The sequence below is a fragment of the Lysobacter sp. Root690 genome (assembly GCF_001427785.1).
In the GTDB taxonomy this organism is placed as follows: domain Bacteria; phylum Pseudomonadota; class Gammaproteobacteria; order Xanthomonadales; family Xanthomonadaceae; genus Lysobacter.
Genome location: NZ_LMHM01000014.1, coordinates 139,859 through 164,814 on the forward strand (window position 1 = coordinate 139,859; position 24,956 = coordinate 164,814).

At 65.9% G+C, this 24,956-nt stretch carries 15 protein-coding genes and 1 pseudogene; 15 read left to right on the forward strand and 1 reads right to left on the reverse strand.

Going from position 1 to position 24,956, the window contains the following annotated elements; all coding sequences use genetic code 11:
• Positions 1-335 precede the first annotated feature (335 nt).
• The 6 genes from ASD86_RS16915 to ASD86_RS16940 all read left to right on the forward strand — a co-directional run bounded on the left by ASD86_RS16915 (position 336) and on the right by ASD86_RS16940 (position 8,994).
• Complete coding sequence (locus ASD86_RS16915; RefSeq protein WP_056113141.1) at positions 336-911, forward strand: TetR/AcrR family transcriptional regulator; 576 nt, start codon at positions 336-338, stop codon at positions 909-911.
• 117 nt (positions 912-1,028) lie between these two features.
• Positions 1,029-1,922 (forward strand): SDR family NAD(P)-dependent oxidoreductase, encoded by an 894-nt coding sequence (locus ASD86_RS16920; RefSeq protein WP_056113145.1) that lies wholly within the window; start codon positions 1,029-1,031, stop codon positions 1,920-1,922.
• 19 nt (positions 1,923-1,941) lie between these two features.
• Complete coding sequence (locus ASD86_RS16925; RefSeq protein ID WP_056113148.1) at positions 1,942-2,934, forward strand: oxidoreductase; 993 nt, start codon at positions 1,942-1,944, stop codon at positions 2,932-2,934.
• Positions 2,931-3,611 (forward strand): NAD-dependent epimerase/dehydratase family protein, encoded by a 681-nt coding sequence (locus ASD86_RS16930; protein WP_056113152.1) that lies wholly within the window; start codon positions 2,931-2,933, stop codon positions 3,609-3,611. The genes ASD86_RS16925 and ASD86_RS16930 overlap by 4 nt, the downstream gene beginning before the upstream one ends.
• Before the next feature lie 1,206 nt (positions 3,612-4,817).
• Positions 4,818-6,599, forward strand: coding sequence for a S8 family serine peptidase (locus tag ASD86_RS16935; protein WP_056113154.1), 1,782 nt, complete (start codon positions 4,818-4,820; stop codon positions 6,597-6,599).
• A 547-nt stretch (positions 6,600-7,146) separates the two neighbouring features.
• Positions 7,147-8,994 carry a S8 family serine peptidase gene (locus ASD86_RS16940; RefSeq protein WP_082578440.1) on the forward strand — a complete coding sequence of 616 codons (1,848 nt, stop codon included), beginning with the start codon at positions 7,147-7,149 and terminating at the stop codon, positions 8,992-8,994.
• Here the strand turns inward: ASD86_RS16940 and ASD86_RS26900 are convergent.
• Complete coding sequence (locus ASD86_RS26900; RefSeq protein WP_157476773.1) at positions 8,984-9,415, reverse strand: hypothetical protein; 432 nt, start codon at positions 9,413-9,415, stop codon at positions 8,984-8,986. The genes ASD86_RS16940 and ASD86_RS26900 overlap by 11 nt on opposite strands.
• A gap of 168 nt (positions 9,416-9,583) precedes the next feature.
• Here ASD86_RS26900 and ASD86_RS16945 point away from each other — a divergent pair, with 168 nt between their 5' ends.
• The 9 genes and pseudogenes from ASD86_RS16945 to ASD86_RS27965 all read left to right on the forward strand — a co-directional run bounded on the left by ASD86_RS16945 (position 9,584) and on the right by ASD86_RS27965 (position 24,588).
• A complete protein-coding gene (locus ASD86_RS16945) occupies positions 9,584-11,038 on the forward strand; it encodes a S8 family serine peptidase (protein WP_082578441.1) in 1,455 nt (484 codons plus the stop codon).
• Between the two features lie 304 nt (positions 11,039-11,342).
• A complete protein-coding gene (locus ASD86_RS16950) occupies positions 11,343-11,858 on the forward strand; it encodes a hypothetical protein (RefSeq protein WP_056113156.1) in 516 nt (171 codons plus the stop codon).
• A 411-nt stretch (positions 11,859-12,269) separates the two neighbouring features.
• Positions 12,270-14,255 (forward strand): M12 family metallo-peptidase, encoded by a 1,986-nt coding sequence (locus tag ASD86_RS16955; protein ID WP_162253687.1) that lies wholly within the window; start codon positions 12,270-12,272, stop codon positions 14,253-14,255.
• 353 nt (positions 14,256-14,608) lie between these two features.
• On the forward strand, positions 14,609-16,645 hold the full coding sequence (locus tag ASD86_RS28285) for a proprotein convertase P-domain-containing protein (RefSeq protein ID WP_056113159.1): 2,037 nt from the start codon (positions 14,609-14,611) through the stop codon (positions 16,643-16,645).
• Between the two features lie 794 nt (positions 16,646-17,439).
• Complete coding sequence (locus ASD86_RS16965) at positions 17,440-19,452, forward strand: proprotein convertase P-domain-containing protein (protein ID WP_162253688.1); 2,013 nt, start codon at positions 17,440-17,442, stop codon at positions 19,450-19,452.
• A gap of 358 nt (positions 19,453-19,810) precedes the next feature.
• Positions 19,811-21,077 (forward strand): M14 family zinc carboxypeptidase (locus ASD86_RS27950; protein ID WP_235567787.1); only part of this gene is annotated, 1,267 nt, incomplete at its 3' end.
• A 422-nt stretch (positions 21,078-21,499) separates the two neighbouring features.
• A complete protein-coding gene (locus tag ASD86_RS28290) occupies positions 21,500-22,087 on the forward strand; it encodes a proprotein convertase P-domain-containing protein (protein ID WP_304438436.1) in 588 nt (195 codons plus the stop codon).
• A gap of 1,787 nt (positions 22,088-23,874) precedes the next feature.
• A pseudogene (locus tag ASD86_RS28310) lies at positions 23,875-24,174 on the forward strand (PKD domain-containing protein); the annotation flags it as partial.
• A 99-nt stretch (positions 24,175-24,273) separates the two neighbouring features.
• Entirely contained in the window at positions 24,274-24,588 is a 315-nt protein-coding gene (locus tag ASD86_RS27965; RefSeq protein ID WP_056113170.1) for a proprotein convertase P-domain-containing protein, read from the forward strand.
• The last annotated feature ends 368 nt before the right edge of the window (positions 24,589-24,956 follow it).

Here is a 24,956-nt window from a genome sequence, read left to right on the forward strand (position 1 = left end):
TCGATGGGGCGGGGTGATGTTGGCGGATCAGACGACGGCGACGGCCGGGACGCGTTCCGGGCTCGCGGACGATCGCATCGAAGAAGGGGTGATACTCGCTGGCAGGGCCGAGGACCCACGATGCTGGACGATAGCCAGCGACCGTTGGTCGGCAAGTCGTCCGCTAGCGGCTCTGCGGGTTGGCTGTTTATCTTTTTATAATCAATGACATATCGGATTGGCCATGACTTCGGTGTGCGCGGCGCTGCAAGCGTCGCTCGCCTCGACCGCTTGCAATCCCCTTGTTCGTCATTATGATTGAGCAATCACTCATTAATTGATTCCACCCCAGTCCCATGGCCCGTCCCCGCAGCGAAGACAAGCGCAACGCTATCCTGACCGCCGCGACCCGCGTGTTCGCCGAGCAGGGCCTGGCCGCGCCGACGGCGAAGATCGCGCGCGAGGCCGGGGTCGCCGAAGGCACCTTGTTCACCTATTTCGCCAACAAGGACGAACTGCTCAACCAGCTGTATCTCGAGCTCAAGTACGAGATGCGCGACGTCATGAGCGCCGGCCTGAGCCGGGTCGACGAAGCCGACCTGCGCGAACTCACCCATCGGTTCTGGATCGCCTACATCGACTGGGGCGTGGCGCATCCGCACAAGCGCAAGGTCATGACCACGCTGATGCTGTCGGACCGGGTCAGCGAGGCCAGCCGCGCCGCCGGCGCGAGCGCGTTCGCCGTGTTCAACGCGCGCATGAACCACAGCGTCGAGCAGGGCCTGCTGTGCGGGCCGTCGCCGAGTTTCGTCGGCGCGCTGCTCGGCGCGATCGGGGAGGTCACCATGGATTTCGTCGCGCGCGAACCCGGCCAGGCCGAGCGCTATCGCGAAGCCGGGTTCGAAGCGTTCTGGAAAGCGATCTCCGCCTGAAACCGTCCGTGCTTCAAACGCGGCGCCGAAGGCGGTGTTTTTCTGATCATTTAATGAGTGCGTAATCAGTCATTTTTTTACGTCTTCCTCTCAATGCAATCCTCAAGGAGTCATGTCATGTCGAAAGTCTGGTTGGTCACTGGCAGCAATCGCGGCCTGGGCCGCGATATCGCCGACGCCGTGCTCGCACGCGGCGATCGTCTGTTCGCCACCGCGCGCGATCCGGCGCAGCTCGCCGATCTGGTCGAACGTTACGGCGACCGCGTCCGCGCGTTCGCGCTCGATGTCGTCGACGCCCACGCCGCGCATCGCGCCGCGCGCGAAGCGGTGGATGCATTCGGCCGCATCGACGTGCTGGTCAACAACGCCGGTTACGGCCGCATGGCGCCGTTCGAACAGACCGGTGAAGACGAATTCCGCGATCAGATCGAAACCAATCTGTTCGGCGTGGTGAATCTGTCGCGCGCGGTGTTGCCGATCATGCGCGCGCAGCGCGGCGGCCACATCATCCAGATCTCCTCGGTCGGCGGCCGCATCGGCACGCCGGGGCTGTCGGCGTATCAGGCGGCGAAGTGGGCGGTCGGCGGTTTCAGCGAAGTGCTCGCGGCCGAAACCGCGAGCTTCGGGGTCAAGGTCTGCACGCTCGAACCCGGCGGCATGCGCACCGGCTGGGGCGTGGAGGCGATGGCCGATCTGCCGCAGATGCTGCCCGAGTACGAACAAGCGTTCGGCCCGATGGTCGAGTTGTTCCGCGGCCTGTTGAAAGGCGACGAGGCCAACCCGGGCATCAGCGCGGGCGCGTCCGGCGATCCGGCGCGCGTGGCGCAGGTCGTGCTCGGCATCGCCGACCATCCGCAGCCGCCGCTGCATCTGCTGCTCGGCAGCGACGCGCTGCAATACGCATCGAACGTGGAGACCGCGCGCGCCGAAGCCGGCGAACGCTGGCGCGCGGTCAGCCAATCCACCGACGCCGCCGCGAGCGGTCCGATCCCCGCGTTTCCCGCCTTGTGATGCGAAAGGCCCACGACTCATGAAAACCTTCACTCTGAGCGATATCGAAGCGCAACCCGGCCGCCGCGTGGTCATCACCGGCGCGACCGGAGGCATCGGCCTGGAGACCGCGCTGGGACTGGCCGGCGCGCGTTTCGACGTGATCCTCACCGGCCGCAATGCCGACAAGGGCGCGGCCGCGCTGCGTAAGATTCGCGACGCGCATCCGCAGGCGACAGTGCGTTACGAAGACCTGGACCTGGCCAGCCTGGACTCGGTCGCGCGTTTCGCCGAGCGCTTCGCCGCGCAGCACGAGGCGCTCGACGTGCTGGTCAACAACGCCGGCGTAATGATGCCGCCGCGGCGCCAGACCACCGCCGATGGTTTCGAACTGCAGTTCGGCACCAATTATCTCGGCCACTACGCCTTGACCGCGCGTCTGCTGCCGCTGCTGCGCAAGGGCGACGCGCCGCGCGTGGTCAACGTCAGCAGCGGTGCGCACAAGTTGCTCGCCGATATCCACTTCGACGATCTGCAATGGCAGCGTCGCTACCAACCGTGGCGTGCGTACGCGCAGTCGAAGCTCGCATCGCTGAGTTTCGCGTTCGAACTGCAGCGACGCAGCAACGCCGGCGACTGGGGCCTGATCAGCAACGGCGCGCACCCGGGCTATGCGCGCACCGATCTGATCGCCAACGGCCCCGGCACCGATGCGTGGCTGACGCGACTGGGCACGCGCTGGTTGCAGCCGTGGGCGAGCCAATCGGCGGCCGACGGCGCGATGCCGACGTTGTATGCCGCCGCCGCGACACAGGCGCGAGCGGCGGGTTATTACGGCCCGCGCGATCGCTTCGAACTGCGCGGCCCGGTCACCGACGCGGCGATCGGCGCGCACGCCAAGGACGAAGCCATCGCCGCGCGGCTGTGGGACGTATCGGCGCAGCTGACCGGAGTAAGCTGGCCCCGAACCCTGATCGACACCGCCGCACCCGCGCGCGGTACCGCGCGGCCCCCATCGGAGCGAACCGCATGAAAGTCCTGATCTTCGGCGCGACCGGCATGGTCGGGCAGGGCGTGTTGCGCGAATGCCTGCTCGCCGCGGATGTCGAACTGGTGCAGACCGTCGGCCGCGGCGCGACCGGCGGCGGCGAGGCGAAACTGCGCGAGGTGGTGCATGCCGACTTCCTCGACTTCAGCGCGATCGAAGACCAGTTGCGCGGCTTCGATGCCTGCTTCTTCTGCATGGGCGTGAGCTCGCTGGGCATGAACGAGGCCGATTACACCCGCATCACCCACGACTACACGCTGGCCGCCGCGCGCACCCTGGCGCGCTTGAACCCGGCGATGGTGTTCACCTACGTCACCGGGACCGGCACCGACAGCAGCGAGCAGGGCAGGGTGATGTGGGCGCGGGTCAAGGGCCGCACCGAAAACGAATTGCAGCGATTGGGTTTCAAGGCGACCTACCTGTTCCGGCCCGGCGCGATCGTTCCGCTCAACGGCATTGCGCCGAAGGACGCGCGCTTGCGCGCCCTGTACCGCTGGACCAAACCGGTCTGGCACCTGGCCCGCGCGTTGCTGCCCAGGCAGGTGGCGAGCACCCGCACCATCGGCCTGGCGATGCTCGGCGTTACGCGCACCGGCGCGGACAAGGCGATTCTGGAACCGGCCGATATCGAGGCGATCGCGCGACGCGAACAGGGCGGTTGAGCAGGACAGTTGAACAGGACAGTTGAACAGGACGGCTGAGCAGGACGGCTAAGCAGGACGGCTGAGCGCGGCCAATAAGGCTTGTAATCGTCATCCCGAAGGAACCCGCCGTACGCAGCGAATGTTTGTAATCGTCATCCCCGCGAACGCGGGGATCCAGCGACTTGCCGCTCCGCCGATGCCACAAGCACCCGCGACTTCCACGATCGCATTCAGCGCATCGCCGCATCGTTGCACCGTTGCACCGTTGCATTGTCGCGTCGTCACCGCGACCTGCCGCCTGCACACTTCGTTCTTGCGTGAATCTTCTTTGCCTTTGCCGTCATCCCCGCGAAGGCGGGGATCCAGGGCTTCATCCAGGCCTGCGCCTGAAGTCTTTGCACAGGCCCTTGCTTCGTGGAGAACGCGGCGCCTTGCGGGTAAAAGCAAATCCCCCCTAGCCCCCCNTTTTTTCAAAGGGGGAATACTTCGGACTTCGTAATCGTCACTCACGCGAACGCGGGCTCCAGCGACTTGCGGCTCTGCCGACTCCACAAGCACCCGCGGCTACTACGATTGCATTAGCGCATCGCCGCATCGCATCGCATCGCAGCGCCGTTGCCGCGACCGGCTGCCAGCGAACGTTTTTGAGTACACCCCGCCTTTGCCCGTCATCCCCGCGAAGGCGGGGATCCAGGGCTTCATCCAGGTGTGCGCCTGAAGTATTTGCAGGCCCTTGCTTCGTGGAGAACGTGGCGCCTTGCGGGTAAAAGCAAATCCCCCCTAGCCCCCCCTTTTTCAAAGGGGGAATACTTCGNGACTTCGCAGTCCTCGTCCCCACGAAAGCGGTGACCCACGGCTCCATCCAGACGCCGGTCCAAAGCCCCGACGACCTCAGTCACAAACACTTAGCGCGCCACTTCACCCAAGCCACCCGACACACGGCGCACAACCTCTGGGCAGGGTGTTTTTGCGCTTCTGCGTTGTGACGCTCGGCACACAACCACGTAATCAATGCGTGATTTGTTTCACCATTAAGACGTAAAAAAGCCCCGCAAAACCCTTGTCCCCGAGTTCGCGCACTCGTTAGCGTGAATCGAAGGACGCAGGCCGGTCGCAAGCCGGATATGCGTCCGTAAACCGTCCGGTCGACGCGGCTTCCCGTCGTTGCCGTCGTCGCACCGGACCACTCTGCCGCGCTCGCGGCTTTCTCGGGGGTTTCACACGATGTCCGTCCGTACTCATCGCACGCACGCTCTGGCCGTTGCCACGGCTCTGGTATTGGCCAGCACCGCCGGCAGCGCGTTCGCCGCCGAACGCATCAACCTCAGCGGTCTGCAGACCGCGCAGAAATTCGACCGCTTCATCGTCAAGTACAACAACAACAGCGTCGAGCGCGGCAGCGCGGCGAACGTGCAGAAAGCGCTCAACGCCGCCGCCAGCAGCACCGCCGGCAAGAGCCGCGGCGCGGCCGCGTTCGGTCTGAGCCATCTGCGCCGCACCGCGATCGGCGCCGACGTCGTGCGCAGCGATCGCGCGCTCGACCGCAGCCAGGCCGAGTCGCTGATGCGCCAGATCGCCGCCGACCCGAACGTGGAATACGTCGAAGTCGACGTGCTGCGCCAGCGCAAGCTGACCCCGAACGACACCCACTACGGCGTGCAGTACGGCTTCAACGGCGCCAACGGCGGCATCCGCGCCGACCAGGCCTGGGACGTCGCGACCGGCACCGGCTCGGTGGTCGCGGTGCTCGACACCGGCATCACCCCGCACAGCGATCTCAACGCCAACATCCTGCCCGGTTACGACTTCATCTCCGACACCTTCGTCTCGCGCGACGGCGACGGCCGCGATTCCAATCCGAACGACGAAGGCGACTGGAACAACGCCACCGAATGCGATTCGCCCGGTTACGATGCGCCCGCCGGCGATTCGAGCTGGCACGGCACCCACGTCGCCGGCACCATCGCGGCGGTGACCAACAACGCCAAGGGCGTCGCCGGCACCGCGTTCAACGCCAAGGTCGTGCCGGTGCGCGTGCTCGGCCGCTGCGGCGGTTACGACTCCGACATCTCCGACGCGATCGTGTGGGCCTCCGGCGGCACCGTGTCGGGCATCCCGGCCAACGCCAATCCGGCCGAAGTGATCAACATGAGCCTCGGCGGCGGCGGCGCCTGCCCGAGCAGCTACCAGACCGCGATCAACGGCGCGGTCGGCCGCGGCACCACCGTGGTGGTGGCGGCCGGCAACGAAAGCGCGAACGTGTCGACCTCGACCCCGGCCAACTGCGCCAACGTCATCGCGGTCGCCGCGACCACCTCGACCGGCGCCAAGGCCAGCTATTCGAATTACGGCACCGGCATCGACGTGTCCGCGCCAGGCGACCAGATCGCCTCGACCCACAACAGCGGCACCACCACCCAGGGCAGCGAGCAGTACGTGTACATGAGCGGCACCTCGATGGCCTCGCCGCACGTCGCCGGCGTGGTCGCGTTGCTGCAGTCGAAGGCGACCACGCCGAAGACTCCGGCCGAAATCGAAACCCTGCTCAAGAACACCGCGCGCGCCTTGCCGGGCGCCTGCTCGGGCGGTTGCGGCGCCGGCATCATCAACGCCAAGGCGGCGCTCGATGCGGTCAACGGCACCACCCCGCCGACCGGCACCCAGACCTACAGCAACGGCACCGACGTCAACATCCCGGACAACAACGCGACCGGCGTGTCGAGCAGCATCGCGGTGTCGGGCCGCACCGGCAATGCGCCGAGCAACGCCTCGGTGACGGTCAACATCATCCATCCGTACAAGGGCGACCTGATCGTTGATCTGATCGCGCCGGATGGTTCGGTCTACAACATCCACAACCGCACCGGCGCCGCCACCGACAACGTCAGCGGCACCTTCACCCTGAACTTGTCGAGCGAAGCGCTCAACGGCACCTGGAAGCTGCGCGCCGCCGATCGCGCCGCGCAGGACATCGGCCGCATCGACACCTGGAGCATCACTTTCTGATCGCGACGCGCGGCCCTGGTGCCGCGCCCGCATCTGCAAGTTCGCAATACAGCCCCGGCGCGAGCCGGGGCTTTTTTTGTGCCGTCCATGATCAAGCCCGGCGCCGAGGCTATTCGGGTCGCTGCGGGTAACAGCAACCAGGTATTGGCATTTATTTGCTGTGGCGGCTGCGATGCCGGCTGTTTATTGCGTGCGGTTCAAGATGGTTATGTGTGAAAGATATTGCTGGAAATTCGGTTGTTTTTACGTATGCGCGCTTTGATTCCACTTGGATCGATCGCGTGGGGTGGGGTGAAACAGCAGTTTTGCGTTGGCAATTTTCCCGCCGTACGAAACATTGAAATTGTGATGGACGCCATCTTTCTCTCGTCGCCGAACGCAGCGCGTCTGATTGTTTCGGTGGCCGCGACCTCGCAGCGTGGATGGCACGGGTGCGGATTTCGTTCGTGCCCGTCGTGACCTGATCCGGCTGCGGGCCTGTCCGCGCCAGCCCGATCAAGGTCGACTCGCCGCGTCTCGCGGCTTTATCGAAAGGGGATCGACTCGCATGGCCGTACGTCAAAATCGCAATATCCGCTTGCACGCGCTCACCGCTGCCCTGGCGCTTGGCTGCGCCGCCTCGCCCGCCTTCGCCGGGCAGGCCAACCTCAGCGGGCTGAAGGCCAATGGCAGCTACGACCGCTTCATCGTCAATTATCGCGCGGGCAGCGCGCCGGCCGCGGACACGGTGTCGCTGGCTTCTTCGCTGAACTCGGCGGCCGCGAACACCGCGCTGCCCGCCGCCGCCAAGGGCAAGCGCTTGGGCCTGAAGCATCTGCGCACGATGGCGCTGGGCGGCAAGGTCGTCACCGCCGACACGCGACTCAACCGCGACGAAGCCGAGGCGCTGATGCGCCAGATCGCGGCCGATCCGAACGTGGCATCGGTGGAACTCGACCTGATGGCGCATCAGTTGGCCACGCCCAACGACACTCGTTACGGCGAGCAGTGGCATTACGCCGCCAGCGCCGTGGGCGCCAACCTGCCCGGCGCCTGGGATCGCACCACCGGCACCGGCATGGTGGTGGCGGTGATCGACACCGGCATCGCCTCGCATACCGACCTCAACGCCAATATCCTGCCGGGCTACGACTTCGTTTCCTCGGTCAGCGGCGGCAACTGCGGCGACGGCGTCAATTTCGATTGCGGCGCCAGCGAAGACGGCGACGGCCGCGACGCCAATCCCAACGACAACTCCGGCACGACCTCCGGCTATCACGGCACCCATGTCGCCGGCACCATCGGCGCGGTGACCAACAACGCAAGCGGCGTGGCCGGTGTCGCCTACGGCGCCAAGGTCGTGCCGCTGCGCACGCTGGGCAAGCGCGGCGCCGGCTTCACCTCCGATATCGCCGATGCCATCGTCTGGGCGTCGGGCGGCACGGTCGCCTCGGTGCCGGCCAACGCCAACCCGGCCGACGTCATCAACATGTCGCTCGGCAGCGACCAGGCCTGCACCAAGGCGTACCAGGACGCGATCAACATCGCGACCGCCAACGGCGCGATCGTGGTCGCGGCCGCCGGCAACAGCAATATCGACGTGACCGGCTCCAACCCCGCCAGCTGCAACAACGTCATCAGCGTCGCGGCCAGCGACAAGAACGGCAACCGCGCCTGGTATTCGACTTACGGCACGAGCATCGACATCACCGCGCCGGGCGGCGAGACCTGTTCGCCGAACAGCGAGTTCCTGCCGCTGAATACCGATCCGACCACCGTGGGCTGCTCCAGGAGCCATCCGGCCGATGGCGTGCTGTCGACCCTCAACAACAACAGCTTCGGCTTCATGCAGGGCACCTCGATGGCCTCGCCGCACGTGGCCGGCATCGTCGCGCTGATGCAGGCCGTGTCGACCACGCCCAAGACCACCGCGCAGATCGCCAGCCTGCTGGCCAGCACCGCGCGTCCGATCACCGCGGCCAAGTGCCCCGGCGGTTGCGGCCCGGGCCTGGTCGATACCGCGGCCGCGGTGGCCGCTGCGGCCGGTGGCACCGGCCCGGGGCCGGGTCCGCAGACCTACAACAACGGCACCGACGTCAATATCCCGGACAACAACGCGACCGGCGCGTCGAGCAACATCGTGGTGTCGGGCCGCACCGGCAACGCGCCGAGCAACGCCTCGGTGACGGTCAACATCATCCACCCGTACAAGAGCGACCTGATCGTCGACCTGATCGCGCCGGACGGTTCGGTCTACAACATCCACAACCGCACCGGCGCCGATGCCGACAATGTCAGTGGCACCTTCACCCTGAACTTGTCGAGCGAAGCGCTCAACGGTACCTGGAAGCTGCGCGCCGCCGATCGCGCCGCGCAGGACATCGGCCGCATCGACACCTGGAGCATCACCTTCTGATCGCGATTGCGACGAACTGAGGTGCGAACCGAACCCCGGCCGCGAGGCCGGGGTTCTCTTTGCTTGCCGGTTTCGCGATCGGAATTGTTCTTGCGATGCGCCCGCGATGGCCGAAGCGATCGTCTGCATGCAGGCCGGCGCAACGCGCTTGCGCCTTACCCGAATGACAATTCGATATTGGCTGGACGAAGCCGCCCGGTCTCGAATCGCTGCCTGCGGCGGTCAAGGACGATGCGGTGTAAATGGGCGAAAACAGACACATTGATTGCGTACGAATGACGTTGAAGATGCACAACACGACCTGTTCGCGCCGCGAATCTGACTTGTCAGAATAGGGGAAAAACCCGCTATTTCGTTGTCGAAATCGCGCCATGCGCGATGTCGCGATATGTGATCGGCGACAGTTTTGGAGCGCAGTCATGATCCGTGGCTGCCTTGCCGCGGAATTTTTTTGCTGCCTATCGTCGAGGCAAGGACGCGGCATGCGCCGCGTCCGCATCGAACGTCCTGTCGACCGCATCGCGCGCGCTGCGAGCGCGGGAACGTTGCAGTTCGCCGCCATGCGGCATTCAGTCAGAGGTTCTTTCTCATGAAATCGCGTTCCGATAGCAACCGGCGTGTGCATTCGTTCGCCGCCGCGGCGCTGCTGGCGCTGAGCGGCATCGCCGCCGTTCCGGCGTTCGCAGGCCAGGCCCATGTGTCGGGTCTCAAGGACGGCCAGACCTACCGGCAGTTGATCGTCAAATTCGTTCCCGGCAGCGCGCCGGCGCGTCAGGCCGCAGCGGTCGACGCCTCGTTGCGCCGCGCCGGCCTGGGCCTGGCGGCGGGCCAGTCCGCGCCGTCGCTCAAGCGATTGCGGCGCATGGCCATCGGCAGCGATGTCGTGGCCAGCAACGTGCCCTTGAGCCGCGCGCAGACCCAGGCGCTGATCCGGCGTATCGCCGACGATCCGAATGTCGAATGGGTGCAGGCGGATCTGCCGGTGGACATCACCGCGTTGCCGAACGACACGCGCTTCGCCGAGCAATGGGACATGGCCGACAGCGCGGTCGGGGTTCGCGCGCCGAGCGCATGGGACACCAGCGACGGCAGCGGCGCGGTGGTGGCGGTGGTCGACACCGGCATCGTTTCGCATCCGGATTTGAACGGCAACGTGATCGCCGGTTACGACATGCTGTCGCTCAGCGATGGCGCCGACGGCGACGGACGCGATCCCAATCCGGCCGATACCGTCTACGCGCCGTCGCTGCCGCACGGCACCCATGTGGCCGGCACGGTCGCGGCGGTGACCGGCAACGGCGTCGGCGTCGCCGGCGTGGCGCCCGGGGTCAAGATCGTTCCGGTGCGCGTGGTGGGCCGCGGCGGCGGCAGCTTCATGTCCGACTTGGCCGACGGCATCGTCTGGGCCTCGGGCGGACGCGTGGCGGGCGTGCCGGCCAATCCCAATCCGGCCGACGTCATCAACCTGTCGGTGGGTCAGACCGTGAGCTGCTCGCAGACGCCGGCGTGGCAGACCGCGATCAACACCGCGACCGCCAACGGCACGATCGTGGCCGCCGGGGCCGGCAACAACAATATCGACGCGCGCAGTTTCGCTCCGGCCAGCTGCAACAACGTCATCACCGTGGCCGCGAGCGACCAGGGCGGCCGCCGCGCGTGGTATTCGAACTACGGCACCGGCATCGACGTCACCGCGCCGGGCGGCGAAAGCTGCTCGCCCTCGACCGAGTTCCTGCCGCTGGGCCGCTTCGTCAACAAGCCGCAGGAATGCACCCGTCAGCATCTGAGCCAGGGCATCCTGTCGACCTATTCGGGCAATCGCTACGACTACCTGGACGGCACCTCGATGGCCACGCCGCACGTGGCCGGCGTGATCGCGTTGATCCAGACCGCCGCGCCCACGCCCCGGACCTTCGAACAGGTGCGCCAGATCCTGGCGGCGACGGCGCGTCCGATCAGCGCGGCCAACTGCCCCGGCGGTTGCGGCGCCGGCCTGGTCGACGCGGCCGCGGCGGTGGCGAGGGCGCGCTCGGTCACGCCCTGATCGTGGATGACGGCGCCGGTCCGGACCTGGGCCGGCGCGTGTTCAGTCTCGCTGCACACCCTCGCTACACCACCGACCCGGCGACGATCGCGTCGCCGGGTTCGTCATGCCCGCTGTGCAAGAATGAAATCGGCCTGCCGCGCTCGGCATGAGTTCGGCGTTCATGTCGCCGACTCGACCCCGATCGGTCCCGGCCTGCGTTGAAACTTGTTCCACCTCAGGAGCTGCCCGCATGTCATCCTCGATCCGTACACGCTGGCTTCCCGCCGTGGCCGTGTTGCTTTCCTTCTCAGTGAGCGCCTGCATGGCATCCGGCACCAATCCTTCCGATCCCAAATCCGCCGATCCGCGGCCCGTGCAGACCGGCTCGCCCGATCCGCGCACGCAACCGGTGCAGCCCGACCAGAACCAGCCCGAGCAGGCGCCGCCGCAATACGTCCAGCCCGGCGATTCGCAGGCCAAGCCGGTCGCTGGTCGCGCCCAGGTCGGCGCGCCGGTCGGCGCCGGGCCGTTCGGCCAGTTCATCGTCAAATACCGCGACGGCACCGGGCCGCTGACCCAGCAAGGCGCGGTGCAGGCGCGCCTGGACCAGACCGCGCAACGCGCGGGTCTTGCCAACAAGAGTGGGCTGAAGCTGACCTGGAAGCACCGCATGGGCATCCAGGCCGATGTGTTCAGCGTCAGCCCCGCGCTGGATCGCGCCGAGGCGGTGCGATTGATGGAAACTTTTGCCAACGACCCCGACGTGCAGTTCATCGAGCCCGACAACCACATCTCGCTCGGCCCGATCATCCGCGGCCCCGCGGTGATCGACAAATAAGCGCGCTCGCGCTGGATCGATCGCGCCGTTGAACAGCGTTCGCGGCTCGATCTGGAACTGATCTGGAGCTCAAACGAAAACCCCGGCATCGCCGGGGTTTTTTGTTGCGCCGCGGTGGCATCTAGTCACCAAAAACGTGTTTATGCATGCCGAAAAAATCCAATTAGCGCAGCAATTTTACGATGCATGACAAACATCACGAACGACGCGGCTGAATCGCGGCCGATACCGTTGCCGTCGCGTTCCTTCACCGGCTAGCGTCATGACATGGGCGAGCCGACGACTCGACCCATCATCAGACCGGAAACGCGGGATCGCCTGCCACCGCGCTGTCGCTGAATTCCGGCCACGACCATCGCAATCCGACGCTTCGACCGCGCAAGCGGCTTTCATCCATCGGGGGTTCCACCAATGTCCAGCAAGTCCTCACGCCGCGCGCCCGCGCGCGGTACGGCAACGCTTTGCGCCGCGTTGCGCGGCGCCGTGCTCGTCTCCAGCCTGGTCGCCGCGCCGGCATTCGCCGCGCAGCCGCTGTTCACCGGCGATGCGCCGACGGCGCGCGCCGGCCTGGCCAGCGCGCAAGGCGCTTCGGCGTTGAGCCACGCGCAGAGCCTCGCGGCTGCGCCGGCCACCGCATCGCTGCAGCTCAAGCGCGCCAACGCCGCGCTGATCAGCGCGCAGACGCGCGAGATCGAACTGCAACTCGGCGGGCATCGGGTCAACGCCGTGCTCGACAGCGCGCGCGATACCGGCCGCGGCAGCACGGTGTGGCTCGGTCATCTGCGCGAGAACGCCAAGCGCGCCAGCGCCGATGCGCGCGAAGTGCGTCACGACGAACTCAACTCGGTCGCGCTGGTCCGCCGCGGCGATGGCGTTACCGGCAATGTGCGCGTCGACGGCCAGCTGTATAGGATCCGTCCGCTCGCCGACGGCAGCCACGCGGTGATCGAAGTCGACGAAAGCAAGATGCCGCCCGATCATCCGCTGGGCTATCGCGATTCGGACCTGCCGCAGATCGACATGCGCGAAGCGGCCCGCGTCGCCAACGCCAATGCCGCCAGCGCGCGCATCAACAGCGCCGCGATCGGACCGGCCGCGATCGATCCGGGCGCGACCGCGACCATCCGCGTGCAGGTGGTGGCCACCAACGAAGCGGTCACCGCGTACGGCGGCGACATGCAGGCGCTGGTCGAACTGGCGGTGGCCGAGAGCAACCAGGGCTATATCAATTCCAACGTCGGCATCCAGCTGGAACTGGCGAATTACCGCACCGTGCAATACACCTCGGCCGGCGACGGTCACTTCACCGACGAAGAACGCTTCGCCGATCCCAGCGACGGCTACATGGACGACATCCACGCCAGCCGCGACGCCAATGCCGCCGACGTCAGCGTGCTGGTCATCAACGACGCCGGCAACTGCGGCCTGGCCCATTCGATCGGATCGACCGCGGCGACCGCGTTCGCGACCGTGCATTACGACTGCGCCACCGGTTACTACAGCTTCGCCCACGAAATCGGCCACCTGCTGTCGGCGCGTCACGACCCGACCGCCGATCCGAACAACACGCCGTACGCCTACGGCCACGGCTACCGTTACGAACCCGCCACCGGCACCAAGTGGCGCACGATCATGGCCTACGCCTGCACCGGCGGCTGCACCCGTCTGAACTACTGGTCGAACCCAGACGTGACCTACAACGGCGTGCCGATGGGAACCGCCGACAAGAACCACAACCAGCGCGTGCTGGTGCAGACCAAGGCCGCGGTCGCCGCGTTCCGTGGCGCGCCCGGCGGCAACACCGCGCCGGTGGCGAACTTCAGTTCCTCGGCCAGCGGTCTGACGGTGAGCTTCACCGACAGCTCGACCGACAGCGACGGCACCATCGCTTCGCGCAGCTGGAATTTCGGCGACAGCACCACTTCGACCGCGACCAATCCGTCGAAGACCTACGCCGCGGCCGGCACCTACACCGTCACCCTGACCGTCACCGACAACGGCGGCGCCACCCACACCAAGACCGCCTCGGTCACGGTCAACGCCAGCGGCGTGCAGACCTACACCAACGGCGCCGACGTCAACATCCCGGACAACAACGCCACCGGCGTGACCAGCAACATCGTGGTGTCCGGCCGCAGCGGCAACGCGCCGAGCAACGCCTCGATCTCGGTCAACATCGTGCATCCGTACAAGGGCGACCTGATCGTCGACCTGATCGCGCCGGATGGCTCGGTCTACAACCTGCACAACCGCACCGGCGGCAGCGCCGACAACGTCAGCGGCAGCTTCAGCAAGAACCTGTCGAGCGAAGCGCTCAACGGCACCTGGAAGCTGCGCGCCGCCGATCGCGCGTCCGCGGACATCGGCAAGATCGATACCTGGAGCATCACGTTCTGATCGGCTCGCGTCGATCGAGTCTGGCTCGATCGACGCGGTCAGTTAGAGCACATGACGGTTAAACAGGGGGTCGTTCTGGCCTGCGCCGTCGTGACGCAGCCCAGCGCGATGTCACCCGCCCGCGGATCGCGTCGATCCGCGGGCATCGCAAGCGCAAGACCTCGCAGTTCGGGCGCGCGCAGGGGAGCGCCTCAATCCGCGTGGCGTGTCGTCGTCTACGACGGCAACGACAGCAACGTGTCGACCCGGTCCGCGACGAACGCAGGCCGGCCCCAGCCTCACGCGAGCCACACCGCTACTCATCGTGGTCCAAACCGAACCATCGCCTGAATCATCAACGGACGGAGACATTCATGAAACGAATCACCCTTACCCTCGGCCTGCTCGCCCTGTCGATCGGCACCGCATTGGCCGGCCCGGCGCTGCGCCCGGCCGCGTTCGACAACGCCCGCCTGTCGCGCGTCGACGCCATCGCGGTGCGCGCGATGCCGGCGGTCGACGTGGCCAAGCTGCGCGCCGAAGACCTCAAGCGCAACGCGCGCAACGAAGTACCGCGCTTCGCCACCGCCTTGCCGGTCAGCATCGACACGCTCAACACCGGCACCTGGGAATCGCTCGACGACGGCAACGTGGTCTGGCGCACCCGCATCGAATCCAAGAACGCGCTGTCGCTGAACTTCCACTTCGATCAGTTCAATCTGCCCGAAGGCGCGCGCATGCTGATCTATCCGGCCGACCAGGCCCCGAATTCCAACGCCGGTCGCGTGCGCAGCTTCACCCCGGCCGACAACAACGCCTTCGGCGAACTGTGGACGCCGGTGGTGCTGGGCGAGGAAGCGGTGATCGAAGTGGTGGTGCCGGCGGCGAAGGTCGGACAACTCAAGCTGCACCTGGCCAAGGTCAATCACGACTACGTCGGCTTCGGCAAGCTCGCGCGCAACGCCGCGCTCGATGTCGGCCCGATGGCGACCTCGGGCAGCTGCGAAATCGACGTGGTCTGCCCGGAAGGCAACGGCTACCGCGACATCATCCGCTCGGTCGCGGCGTACTCGAAGCAGGGCACGATGTGGTGCACCGGCTCGCTGGTCAACAACACCGCCAACGACAAGAAGATGTACTTCCTGACCGCGAACCATTGCGGCATGACCAGCGCATCGGTCAACAACTCGATGATCGTGTACTGGAACTACCAGAACAGCACCTGCCGTCTGCCCGGTTCGTCGGCCAGCGGCGCCGACGGCGACGGTTCGCTGTCGCAATCGCAGACCGGCGCGACCCTGCGCGCGACCTACGCCACCTCCGATTTCACCTTGCTCGAACTCAACACCGCCGCCAACCCGGCCTACAACCTGTACTGGGCCGGCTGGGATCGTCGCGACCAGAACTACAACAGCTCGATCGCGATTCACCATCCCAACGTCGCCGACAAGCGCATCAGCTTCTCCGACAGCGCCTCGCGCACCACCAACTACGGCGGCGCCGACTACAACCCGCCGACCGTCGCCAACGGCAGCCACGTGTTCGTGAAGTGGGGCGTCAATCGCGGCGTGACCGAGCCGGGTTCGTCGGGCTCGCCGCTGTACAGCCCCGACAAGCGCGTGATCGGCCAACTGCACGGCGGCCCGTCGAGCTGCACCGTGCCGCAGGAACAAAAGGCCGATTACTACGGCCGCATCTTCACCTCCTGGACCGGCGGCGGCGCCGCGGCCTCGCGTCTGAGCGACTGGCTCGATGCCTCCGGCACCGGCGCGCAGTTCGTCGACGGTCTGGATTCGACCGGCACCCCGCCGACCAACAATCCGCCGAGCGCGAACTTCACCTCGACCGCCAGCGCGCTGACGGTGAGCTTCACCGACACCTCCAGCGACAGCGACGGCAGCATCGCCTCGCGCAGCTGGAACTTCGGCGACGGCACCACCTCGACCGCGACCAATCCGAGCAAGACCTATAGCGCGGCCGGCACCTACACCGTCACCCTGACCGTCACCGACGACGACGGCGCCACCAACACCAAGACCGCCACGGTCACGGTCAGCGGCGGCAACGGCAGCCAGACCTACAGCAACGGCACCGACGTCGCCATCAGCGACAACGCCACCGTGGAAAGCTCGATCGTGGTGTCCGGCCGCAGCGGCAACGCTCCGTCCAGCACGCCGATCGCGGTCAACATCCTGCATACGTACAAGAGCGACCTCAAGGTCGACCTGGTCGCGCCGGACGGAACCGTCTACAACCTGCACAACCGCACCGGCGGCAGCACCGACAACATCATCCAGACCTACACCAAGAACCTGTCGAGCGAAGCCTTGAACGGTACCTGGAAGCTGCGCGTCAACGACAACGCCGGTGGCGATGTCGGCAAGATCGACAGCTGGAGCATCACGTTCTGATCCAGTCGTTCGATCCGAAGTAGTCGCACCAGAACCCCGGCTTCGGCCGGGGTTCTTTGTTTTACGCGAGCGTTGCGATCGAAACCCGGCGGATCGAACTGAAGTTGCGTCTCGCCACGAGCTGCAAGCTGCGTTGCGTTGCGATGTGATGCGACGCGATGCGACGGTCATGTTCGATCGCCCTGAGCGCCGATGATCGCCCGTGGCACTGAACGCGATCTTCGGGCGAGGCGAGCCGACGAGGTCTTTTGTGGGAGGGGCTTCAGCCCCAACGCCTTCCGCTCAAATCGCCGCGCCAACCGATCCATGCATGCCCCGAACCCATACGGCCATGCCGAAAGCCCGAGCCCAGATCGCCGCCAACCCTGCCGCGCCATCTCCCGCGCCGGTGAACTTCCGATCACCCCACCTCGAAGTTCCCATGCTTCGTGCGCTGCATTGCATTGTGAATTCGCGCGACGTCTCAGTTTCAATTTCCGGTCATGCACACCGATTTCAACAGCAACAAATCTTCGTCGTATGCGTGACGCGATGCACGGATGCTATGTCGACTAGGCGGGTTTGCGTCTTGTTGTGTGCGACAAGTCTGCCGCAGAGTCACGCCGTGGTCGCCATCGATGCTTCGTTGCGCACCACGCGTCGAAGAACCAACGCACGCTCATGGGGAAGCATGCGGCACCGCCTGCATCAATCGCTGGAGCTTCCAGTTCCCACCATCTGACCCGTCGCCATCGCCATCGGTCACCGGCCCAGCCGGCGGCGCGGTCATGCCTCTACTACGGACGGAGAGACTCATGAAACGCATTTGTGGTTCCTTGCTGTTGCTCGGACTGTCGATCAGCGCCGCTCTCGCCGCGCCGGCCTCGCGCCCGGCGGCTTTTGAACATTCCAACCTGTCGAGCGTCGACAAGATTTCGCTGCGCTCCATGCCCGCGGTCGACGTGGCCAAGCTCAAGGCCGAAGACCTGCAGCGCGACAAGCGCGGCGACATCCCGCGCTTCGCCTTCGCGATGACGGTCGACATGACCCCGCTGAATTCCGGCGTGTGGGAAGACGTCGACGCCGACACCGTGGTCTGGCGCCAGCGCATCCGTTCGGAAAAAGCGCTGTCGTTGAACTTCGGTTTCACCCAGTACCACATGCCGCAGGGCGGTCGTCTGCTGGTCTATCCGGCGACCCAGACCGCCGGCGGCGATCGCGCGCTGATCAGCGAATACACCGCGCGCGAAAACAACGCGCAGGGCCAGTTGTGGACCGCGGTCGTTCCGGGCCAGGAAGCGGTCATCGAAGTGGTGGTGCCGCGCGCCAAGATGGGCGAGCTCAAGCTGCACCTGACCAAGGTCAACCACGACTACGTCGGCTTCGGTCCGCTCGCGCGTCGCCTGGCGCTCGCCGCCGGCGAGAAGGGCGTGTCGGGCAGCTGCAACATCGACGTGGTCTGCCCCGAGGGCGACGGCCGTCGCGACATCATCCGCTCGGTCGGCGCCTACTCGAAGAACGGCACCCTGGCGTGTACCGGTTCGCTGGTCAACAACACCGCCAACGACAAGAAGATGTACTTCCTGACCGCGCACCACTGCGGCATGGGTACCGCTTCGACCGCGGCTTCGATCGTGGTGTACTGGAATTATCAGAACTCGACCTGCCGCGCGCCGAACACCCCGGCCAGCGGCGCCAACGGCGACGGTTCGATGAGCCAGACCCAGACCGGTTCGACGGTCAAGGCGACCTACGCGACCTCCGACTTCACCCTGCTCGAGTTGAACACCCCGGCCAATCCGGCGTTCAACCTGTTCTGGGCCGGTTGGGACCGTCGCGATCAGAACTATCCGGGCGCGATCGCCATCCATCACCCCAACGTCGCCGAAAAGCGCATCAGCAACTCGACCACCGCGACCTCGTTCGTGGCCTGGGGCGGCGGCGCCGGCACCACGCACTTGAACGTGCAGTGGCAGCCGAGCGGTGGCGTGACCGAACCGGGTTCCTCGGGTTCGCCGATTTACAGCCCGGAAAAGCGCGTGCTCGGTCAGTTGCACGGTGGTCCGTCGAGCTGCAGCGCGACCGGCACCAACCGCAGCGACCAGTACGGCCGCGTGTTCACCTCGTGGACCGGCGGCGGCGCGGCGGCTTCGCGTCTGAGCGACTGGCTGGATCCGGCGTCGACCGGCGCGCAGTTCATCGATGGCGTGGATTCGGGCGGCGGCCCGGTCAACACCCCGCCGGTGGCGAATTTCACCTCGACCACCAGCGGCCTGACCGCGACCTTCACCGACAGCTCCACCGACAGCGACGGCTCGATCGCGTCGCGTAGCTGGAACTTCGGCGACGGCACCACCTCGACCGCGACCAACCCGAGCAAGACCTACAGCGCGGCGGGCACCTACACCGTCACCCTGACCGTCACCGACAACGGCGGCGCCACCAACACCAAGACCGGTACGGTCACGGTGTCCGGCGGCCCGGGTTCGCAGACCTACACCAACGACACCGATGTCGCGATCACCGACAACGCCACCGTGGAAAGCTCGATCACCGTGTCCGGTCGCACCGGCAACGGCTCGGCCACCACGCCGATCCAGGTGACGATCTATCACACCTACAAGAGCGACCTGAAGATCGACCTGATCGCGCCGGACGGCACGGTCTACAACATCCACAACCGCACCGGCGGCAGCGCCGACAACGTCATCGGCACGTTCAACAAGAACCTGTCGAGCGAGCCGCTCAACGGCGTGTGGAAGTTGCGCGTGAACGACAATGCGACCGCCGATACCGGCCGCATCGACAAGTGGAGCATCACGTTCTGATCGAACCGATGTGATCGACACGACGCCGCGGCCTTCGGGCCGCGGCGTTTTTCCAGGCGCATTCGATCGGTTTGCAGGGTCTACGTCGCGCGCGAATTGCTTCGCCCGTGAGCCGCGGCCTCGCCATCGCACCGCGGCGCGATTCAACTTCGCGTCCGCGATTCGCATCGTCAGCGAACGGAGCCGGTGGTGATGTATTCGTGCGCCAGTCGTCACTACGTCGTTCTGTTGTACGTATCACGAAAGCACGCCGTCCACGCGCCGAGCGGCGCTTGTCAGCGATTCGGTCCGCTCCGCAGCATGGCTTGCAGCACGCCCCGCGCCTGCCCACCGCCCATGATCCATGGAGAGTTTCCCAATGCGCTTCCAACCTGCCGCGTTGCCGCTGCTGCTGGCTTTGTCCGCCAGCGCCGCGGCCGCCGATGATCTGCCGGTATTCGTCACCGCCCAGTACGACAACCCGGCGCAACTGCAACGCATCGCCTCGCGCTTCCAGCATCTGAATGTCGATCGCAACGCCAAGACGGTGAAGGTCGAGGCGATGCCCGAGGATCTCACCGCCCTGACCAAGGCGGGCTTCAAGTATCAAGTCGATCAGGAGGCCACCGCGCGACTGCAGCGTTTGCAGACCGCGCTGCAAGGTTCGCTCAACGGGGTCAAGAGCATCCCGGGCTTCACGTGTTTCCGCACGGTCGAAGAAACCTATACGACGATGGATAACTTGGTCGCGAGCAAGCCGAATCTTGCGCGCATCACCAACATCGGTCCGAGCTGGCAGAAGACCCAGAACCCCGGCACCGGTTACGACATGCGCGTGCTGCGCCTGAGCAACACCGCCACCGACGCGGCGTTGCCGAACAAGCCGACCCTGGTGCTGTTCGGCTCGATCCACGCGCGCGAGTACGCGCCGGCCGAACTCGTCACCCGTTTCGCCGAAGGCCTGGTCAACGGCTATGGCACCGATCCGGAGGCGACCTGGTTGCTCGACAACTTCGCCTTCCAACTGGTGCTGCAGGCCAATCCCGACGGCCGCAAAAAGGCCGAGGCCGGCGCGTCGTGGCGCAAGAACGTCAACAACAGCAACGGCGGCAGCTGCAGCGCGAGCAGCTACGGCACCGACCTCAACCGCAATTTCCCGTATCACTGGAACACCGCCGCGGGCGGCTCCAGCGGCAACCAGTGCGCGGAAACCTATCGCGGCCCGACCGCGGCCTCGGATCCGGAAACCCAGAACCTGATGCGCCTGGTCGCCGGCACCCGCGGCAGCAACGGCGTCTACAGCGGCGGCATCTTCGCCGACCGTCGCCCCGACGACGTCAACACCGCCGCGCCCGACGACACCCAGGGCGTGTTCATCGACATCCACAGCGCCGCCGACCTGGTGCTGTGGTCGTGGGGCGACACCAGCAACCCCGCGCCGAACCAGAGCGGGCTGCGCACCCTCGGCCGGCGCATGGCCTACTTCAACGGCTACTACCCGCAGCAGTCCGACGAGTTGTACGCGACCGACGGCACCACCGACGACACCATGTACGGCCTGCTCGGCGTGCCCGGTTATACGATCGAACTCGGCGGCAGCTTCTTCGAAAGCTGCAGCAGCTTCACCGGCACCACCTTGCCGAACANNNNCTATGTCGCGCGCAGCCTGTGGGCGCCGTACACCTTGCCCAGCGGCCCGGACACCACCGTGGTCAACGTCTCGTCGGCGACCGTACCCGCGGGCACGCCGGTGACCGTCACCGCGAACATCAACGACAGCCTGTTCAACCAGAGCAACGGCAGCGAACCGGTGCAAAACATCGCGTCGGCGCGCGCGTACCTGGATGCGCCGCCGTGGGCGAGCGGAGCGACGCCGATCGCGTTGAGCGCGAGCGACGGCAGCTTCAACAGCAGCAACGAGAACGTCACCGGCAGCATCTCGACTACCGGCCTGAGCCAGGGCGTGCACACCGTGTACGTGCAGGGCACGGATGCCGCTGGCAAGCCGGGCACGCCGAACGCGGTGCGTTTCACCGTCGGCGGTACCGGCCCGGTCAATAATCCGCCGGTGGCGAACTTCACTTCGTCGGCCAATGCGCTGACGGTGAGCTTCACCGACACCTCCAGCGACAGCGACGGCAGCATCGTCTCGCGCAGCTGGAACTTCGGCGATGGCACCACCTCGACCGCGGCCAATCCGTCGAAGACCTACAGTGCGGCCGGCACCTACACCGTCACCCTGACCGTCACCGACGACGACGGCGCGACCAACACCAAGACCGCTTTGGTCACCGTGAGCGCGGGTCCGGGTGGCACCCAGACCTACAGCAACGGCACCGACGTAACCATTGTCGACAACGGCACCGTGGAAAGCTCGATCGTGGTGTCCGGCCGCACCGGCAACGGCGGCGCAAGCACACCGGTGCAGGTGACGATCTATCACACCTACAAGAGCGACATCAAAGTCGATCTGGTAGCGCCGGACGGCACGATCTACAACATCCACAACCGCACCGGCGGCAGCGCGGACAACGTAATCGGCACGTTCAACAAGAATTTGTCGAGCGAACCGCTCAACGGTACCTGGAAGTTGCGGGTCAACGACAATGCGACCGGCGATACCGGGCGGATCGATACGTGGAGCATTACGTTCTGACGATTGCGAGCTGATCGCACCGACGCCGCGGCCTCACAGCCGCGGCGTCTTTGTATGTGCCGGTGAATACAGTCGAATGTGCCGAGTTATTTTTCGATAGCACCAATTGGTCGTGCATCGAAATCGCGCGATCATTTTTCGCGCGCGCCGGATCGGACGCGGCATCGCGATGCGATGCGCCGATCTGCCGCGGCCATCACGAAACAAGCTCCGCGAGGCCTGCGGCGACGCTTGCCGACGGCGGCGTCCGCTCCTCAGCATGACGGGCACGCGCCGCGTCGCTGTCTATCGAACGGTTATCTGGAGAGTCTCCCAATGCGCTTCCAACCTGCCGCGTTGCCGCTGCTGCTGGCGTTGTCCGCCAGCGCCGTGGCGGCCGATGATCTGCCCGTCTTCGTCACCGCCCACTACGACACCCCCGCGCAGTTGCAGCGCATCGCCTCGCGCTTTCAGCATCTCAAGGTCGATCGCAATGCCAGGACGGTGAAGGTCGAGGCGATGCCCGAGGATCTGACCGCGCTGACCAGGGCGGGCTTCAAGTATCAAGTCGATCAGGAAGCGACCGCGCGACTGCAGCGTCTGCAGACCGCGCAGCAAGGGTCGCTCGACGGGGTTCAGAGCATTCCGGGTTTCTCGTGTTTTCGGACTGTCGAAGAAACCTATTCGACGATGGATAACCTGGTCGCGAGCAAGCCGAATCTGGCGCGCATCAGCAACATCGGCCCGACCTGGCAGAAGACCCAAAGCGCCGGCACCGGCTACGACATGCGCGTGCTGCGGCTGAGCAATACCGCCACCGACGCGGCCTTGCCGAATAAGCCGACCCTGGTGTTGTTCGGTTCGATCCACGCACGCGAGTACGCGCCGGCCGAACTCGTCACCCGTTTCGCCGAAGGCCTGGTCAACGGCTACGGCACCGACCCGGAGGCGACTTGGTTACTCGACAACTTCGCTTTCCAACTGGTGCTGCAGGCCAACCCCGACGGCCGCAAGAAGGCCGAGGCCGGCGCGTCGTGGCGCAAGAACCTCAACAACAGCAACGGCGGAAGTTGCAGCGCGAGCAGCTACGGCACCGACCTCAACCGCAATTTCCCATATCACTGGAGCACCGCGCCGGGTGGTTCCAGCGGCAACCAGTGCACGGAAACTTACCGCGGTCCGACCGCGTCGTCGGATCCGGAAACCCAGAACCTGATGCGCCTGGTCGCCGGCACCCGGGGCAGCAACGGCGTCTACAGCGGCGGCATTTTTCCCGACCGTCGCGCCGACGACGTCAACGCCGCCGCGCCCGACGACACCCAGGGCGTGTTCATCGACATCCACAGTGCCGCCGACCTGGTGCTGTGGCCGTGGGGCGATACCAGCAATCCGCCGCCCAACCTGAGCGCGCTGCGCACCCTCGGTCGGCGCATGGGGCATTTCAACAACTACCGGCCGCAACAGTCCAGCGAGTTGTACGCGACCGACGGCACCACCACCGACACCATGTACGGTCTGCTCGGCGTGTCGTCCTACGCGTTCGAACTCGGCGGCAGCTTCTTCGAAAGCTGCAGCAGCTTCACCGGCACCACCTTGCCGAACANTTATGTCGCGCGCAGCCTGTGGGCGCCGTACACGCTGCCCAGCGGTCCGGACACCACGGTCGTCAACGTTTCATCCGCGACCGTGCCGGCCGGTACGCCGGTCACCATTACCGCGAACATCAACGACAGCCTGTTCAACCAGAGCAACGGCAGCGAACCGGTGCAGAACATTACTTCGGCGCGCGCATACCTGGATGCGCCGCCGTGGGCGAGCGGAGCGACGCCGATCGCCTTGAGCGCCAGCGACGGCAGCTTCAACAGCAGCAACGAGAACGTCACCGGCAGCATCTCGACTACCGGCCTGAGCCAGGGCGTTCATACCGTGTACGTGCAGGGCACCGACGCGTCCGGCAAGCCGGGCACACCGAACGCGGTGCGCTTCACCGTCGGCGGTACCGGGCCGGTCAACAATCCGCCGGTGGCGAACTTCACTTCGGCGATGGCACCACTTCGACCGCGGCCAATCCGTCGAAGACCTACAGCGCGGCCGGCACCTACACCGTCACACTGACCGTCACCGACGACGATGGCGCGACCAACACCCGGACCGGTTCGGTCACCGTCGGCAGCAGCGGCACGCAGACCTACAGCAACGGCACCGATGTGACCATCGTCGACCACGGCACCGTGGAAAGCTCGATCGTGGTGTCGGGTCGCAGCGGCAACGGCGGCGCGAGCACGCCGGTGCAGGTGACGATTCATCACACCTACAAGAACGACATCAAGGTCGATCTGGTGGCGCCGGACGGAACGATCTACAACATCCACAATCGAACCGGCGGCAGCGCCGACAACGTGATCGGCACCTTCACCAAGAATTTGTCGAGCGAGCCGCTTAACGGTACGTGGAAGCTGCGGGTCAATGACAATCAGACGGGCGATACCGGGCGGATCGATACGTGGAGTCTGACGTTCTGATCGGGTCCGGATGACCGATTCCGAATGAGCTGTAGCGGGCCCGGGTGCGGCGAGGTATCGCTGTACCCGGGATTTTCGGTTCGAGGCGGCGATATTTTAGCTCTGCACACGAATGGCGAAGTGGCCACGTCGCGGCCCTGTAGGAGCGACGCGAGTCGCGACCGCGGCATCTCGAATACGTCGATACCTCCGCCGTAATTGCGTTTTCGCGGTCGCGGCTCGCGCCGCTCCTACAGTCAGGCCATGCGGCTCGCGCTTGAAGCCGCGCAGTTCATCCAGCGCTGCGAAGCTTGTAACTCGCGAGGACAAGAGGACACCCGAAGGGCGGCGCACATGGATGTGCGCCGTGCGCCACCGAGACAGGATGT

Bases quoted from the DNA above. Each gene is read 5' to 3' on its own strand.
- ASD86_RS16915 (WP_056113141.1), top strand. From the start codon at position 336: ATGGCCCGTCCCCGCAGCGAAGACAAGCGCAACGCTATCCTGACCGCC.
- ASD86_RS16920 (WP_056113145.1), top strand. From the start codon at position 1,029: ATGTCGAAAGTCTGGTTGGTCACTGGCAGCAATCGCGGCCTGGGCCGC.
- ASD86_RS16925 (WP_056113148.1), top strand. From the start codon at position 1,942: ATGAAAACCTTCACTCTGAGCGATATCGAAGCGCAACCCGGCCGCCGC.
- ASD86_RS16930 (WP_056113152.1), top strand. From the start codon at position 2,931: ATGAAAGTCCTGATCTTCGGCGCGACCGGCATGGTCGGGCAGGGCGTG.
- ASD86_RS16935 (WP_056113154.1), top strand. From the start codon at position 4,818: ATGTCCGTCCGTACTCATCGCACGCACGCTCTGGCCGTTGCCACGGCT.
- ASD86_RS16940 (WP_082578440.1), top strand. From the start codon at position 7,147: ATGGCCGTACGTCAAAATCGCAATATCCGCTTGCACGCGCTCACCGCT.
- ASD86_RS26900 (WP_157476773.1), bottom strand. From the start codon at position 9,415: ATGACTGCGCTCCAAAACTGTCGCCGATCACATATCGCGACATCGCGC.
- ASD86_RS16945 (WP_082578441.1), top strand. From the start codon at position 9,584: ATGAAATCGCGTTCCGATAGCAACCGGCGTGTGCATTCGTTCGCCGCC.
- ASD86_RS16950 (WP_056113156.1), top strand. From the start codon at position 11,343: ATGGCATCCGGCACCAATCCTTCCGATCCCAAATCCGCCGATCCGCGG.
- ASD86_RS16955 (WP_162253687.1), top strand. From the start codon at position 12,270: ATGTCCAGCAAGTCCTCACGCCGCGCGCCCGCGCGCGGTACGGCAACG.
- ASD86_RS28285 (WP_056113159.1), top strand. From the start codon at position 14,609: ATGAAACGAATCACCCTTACCCTCGGCCTGCTCGCCCTGTCGATCGGC.
- ASD86_RS16965 (WP_162253688.1), top strand. From the start codon at position 17,440: ATGAAACGCATTTGTGGTTCCTTGCTGTTGCTCGGACTGTCGATCAGC.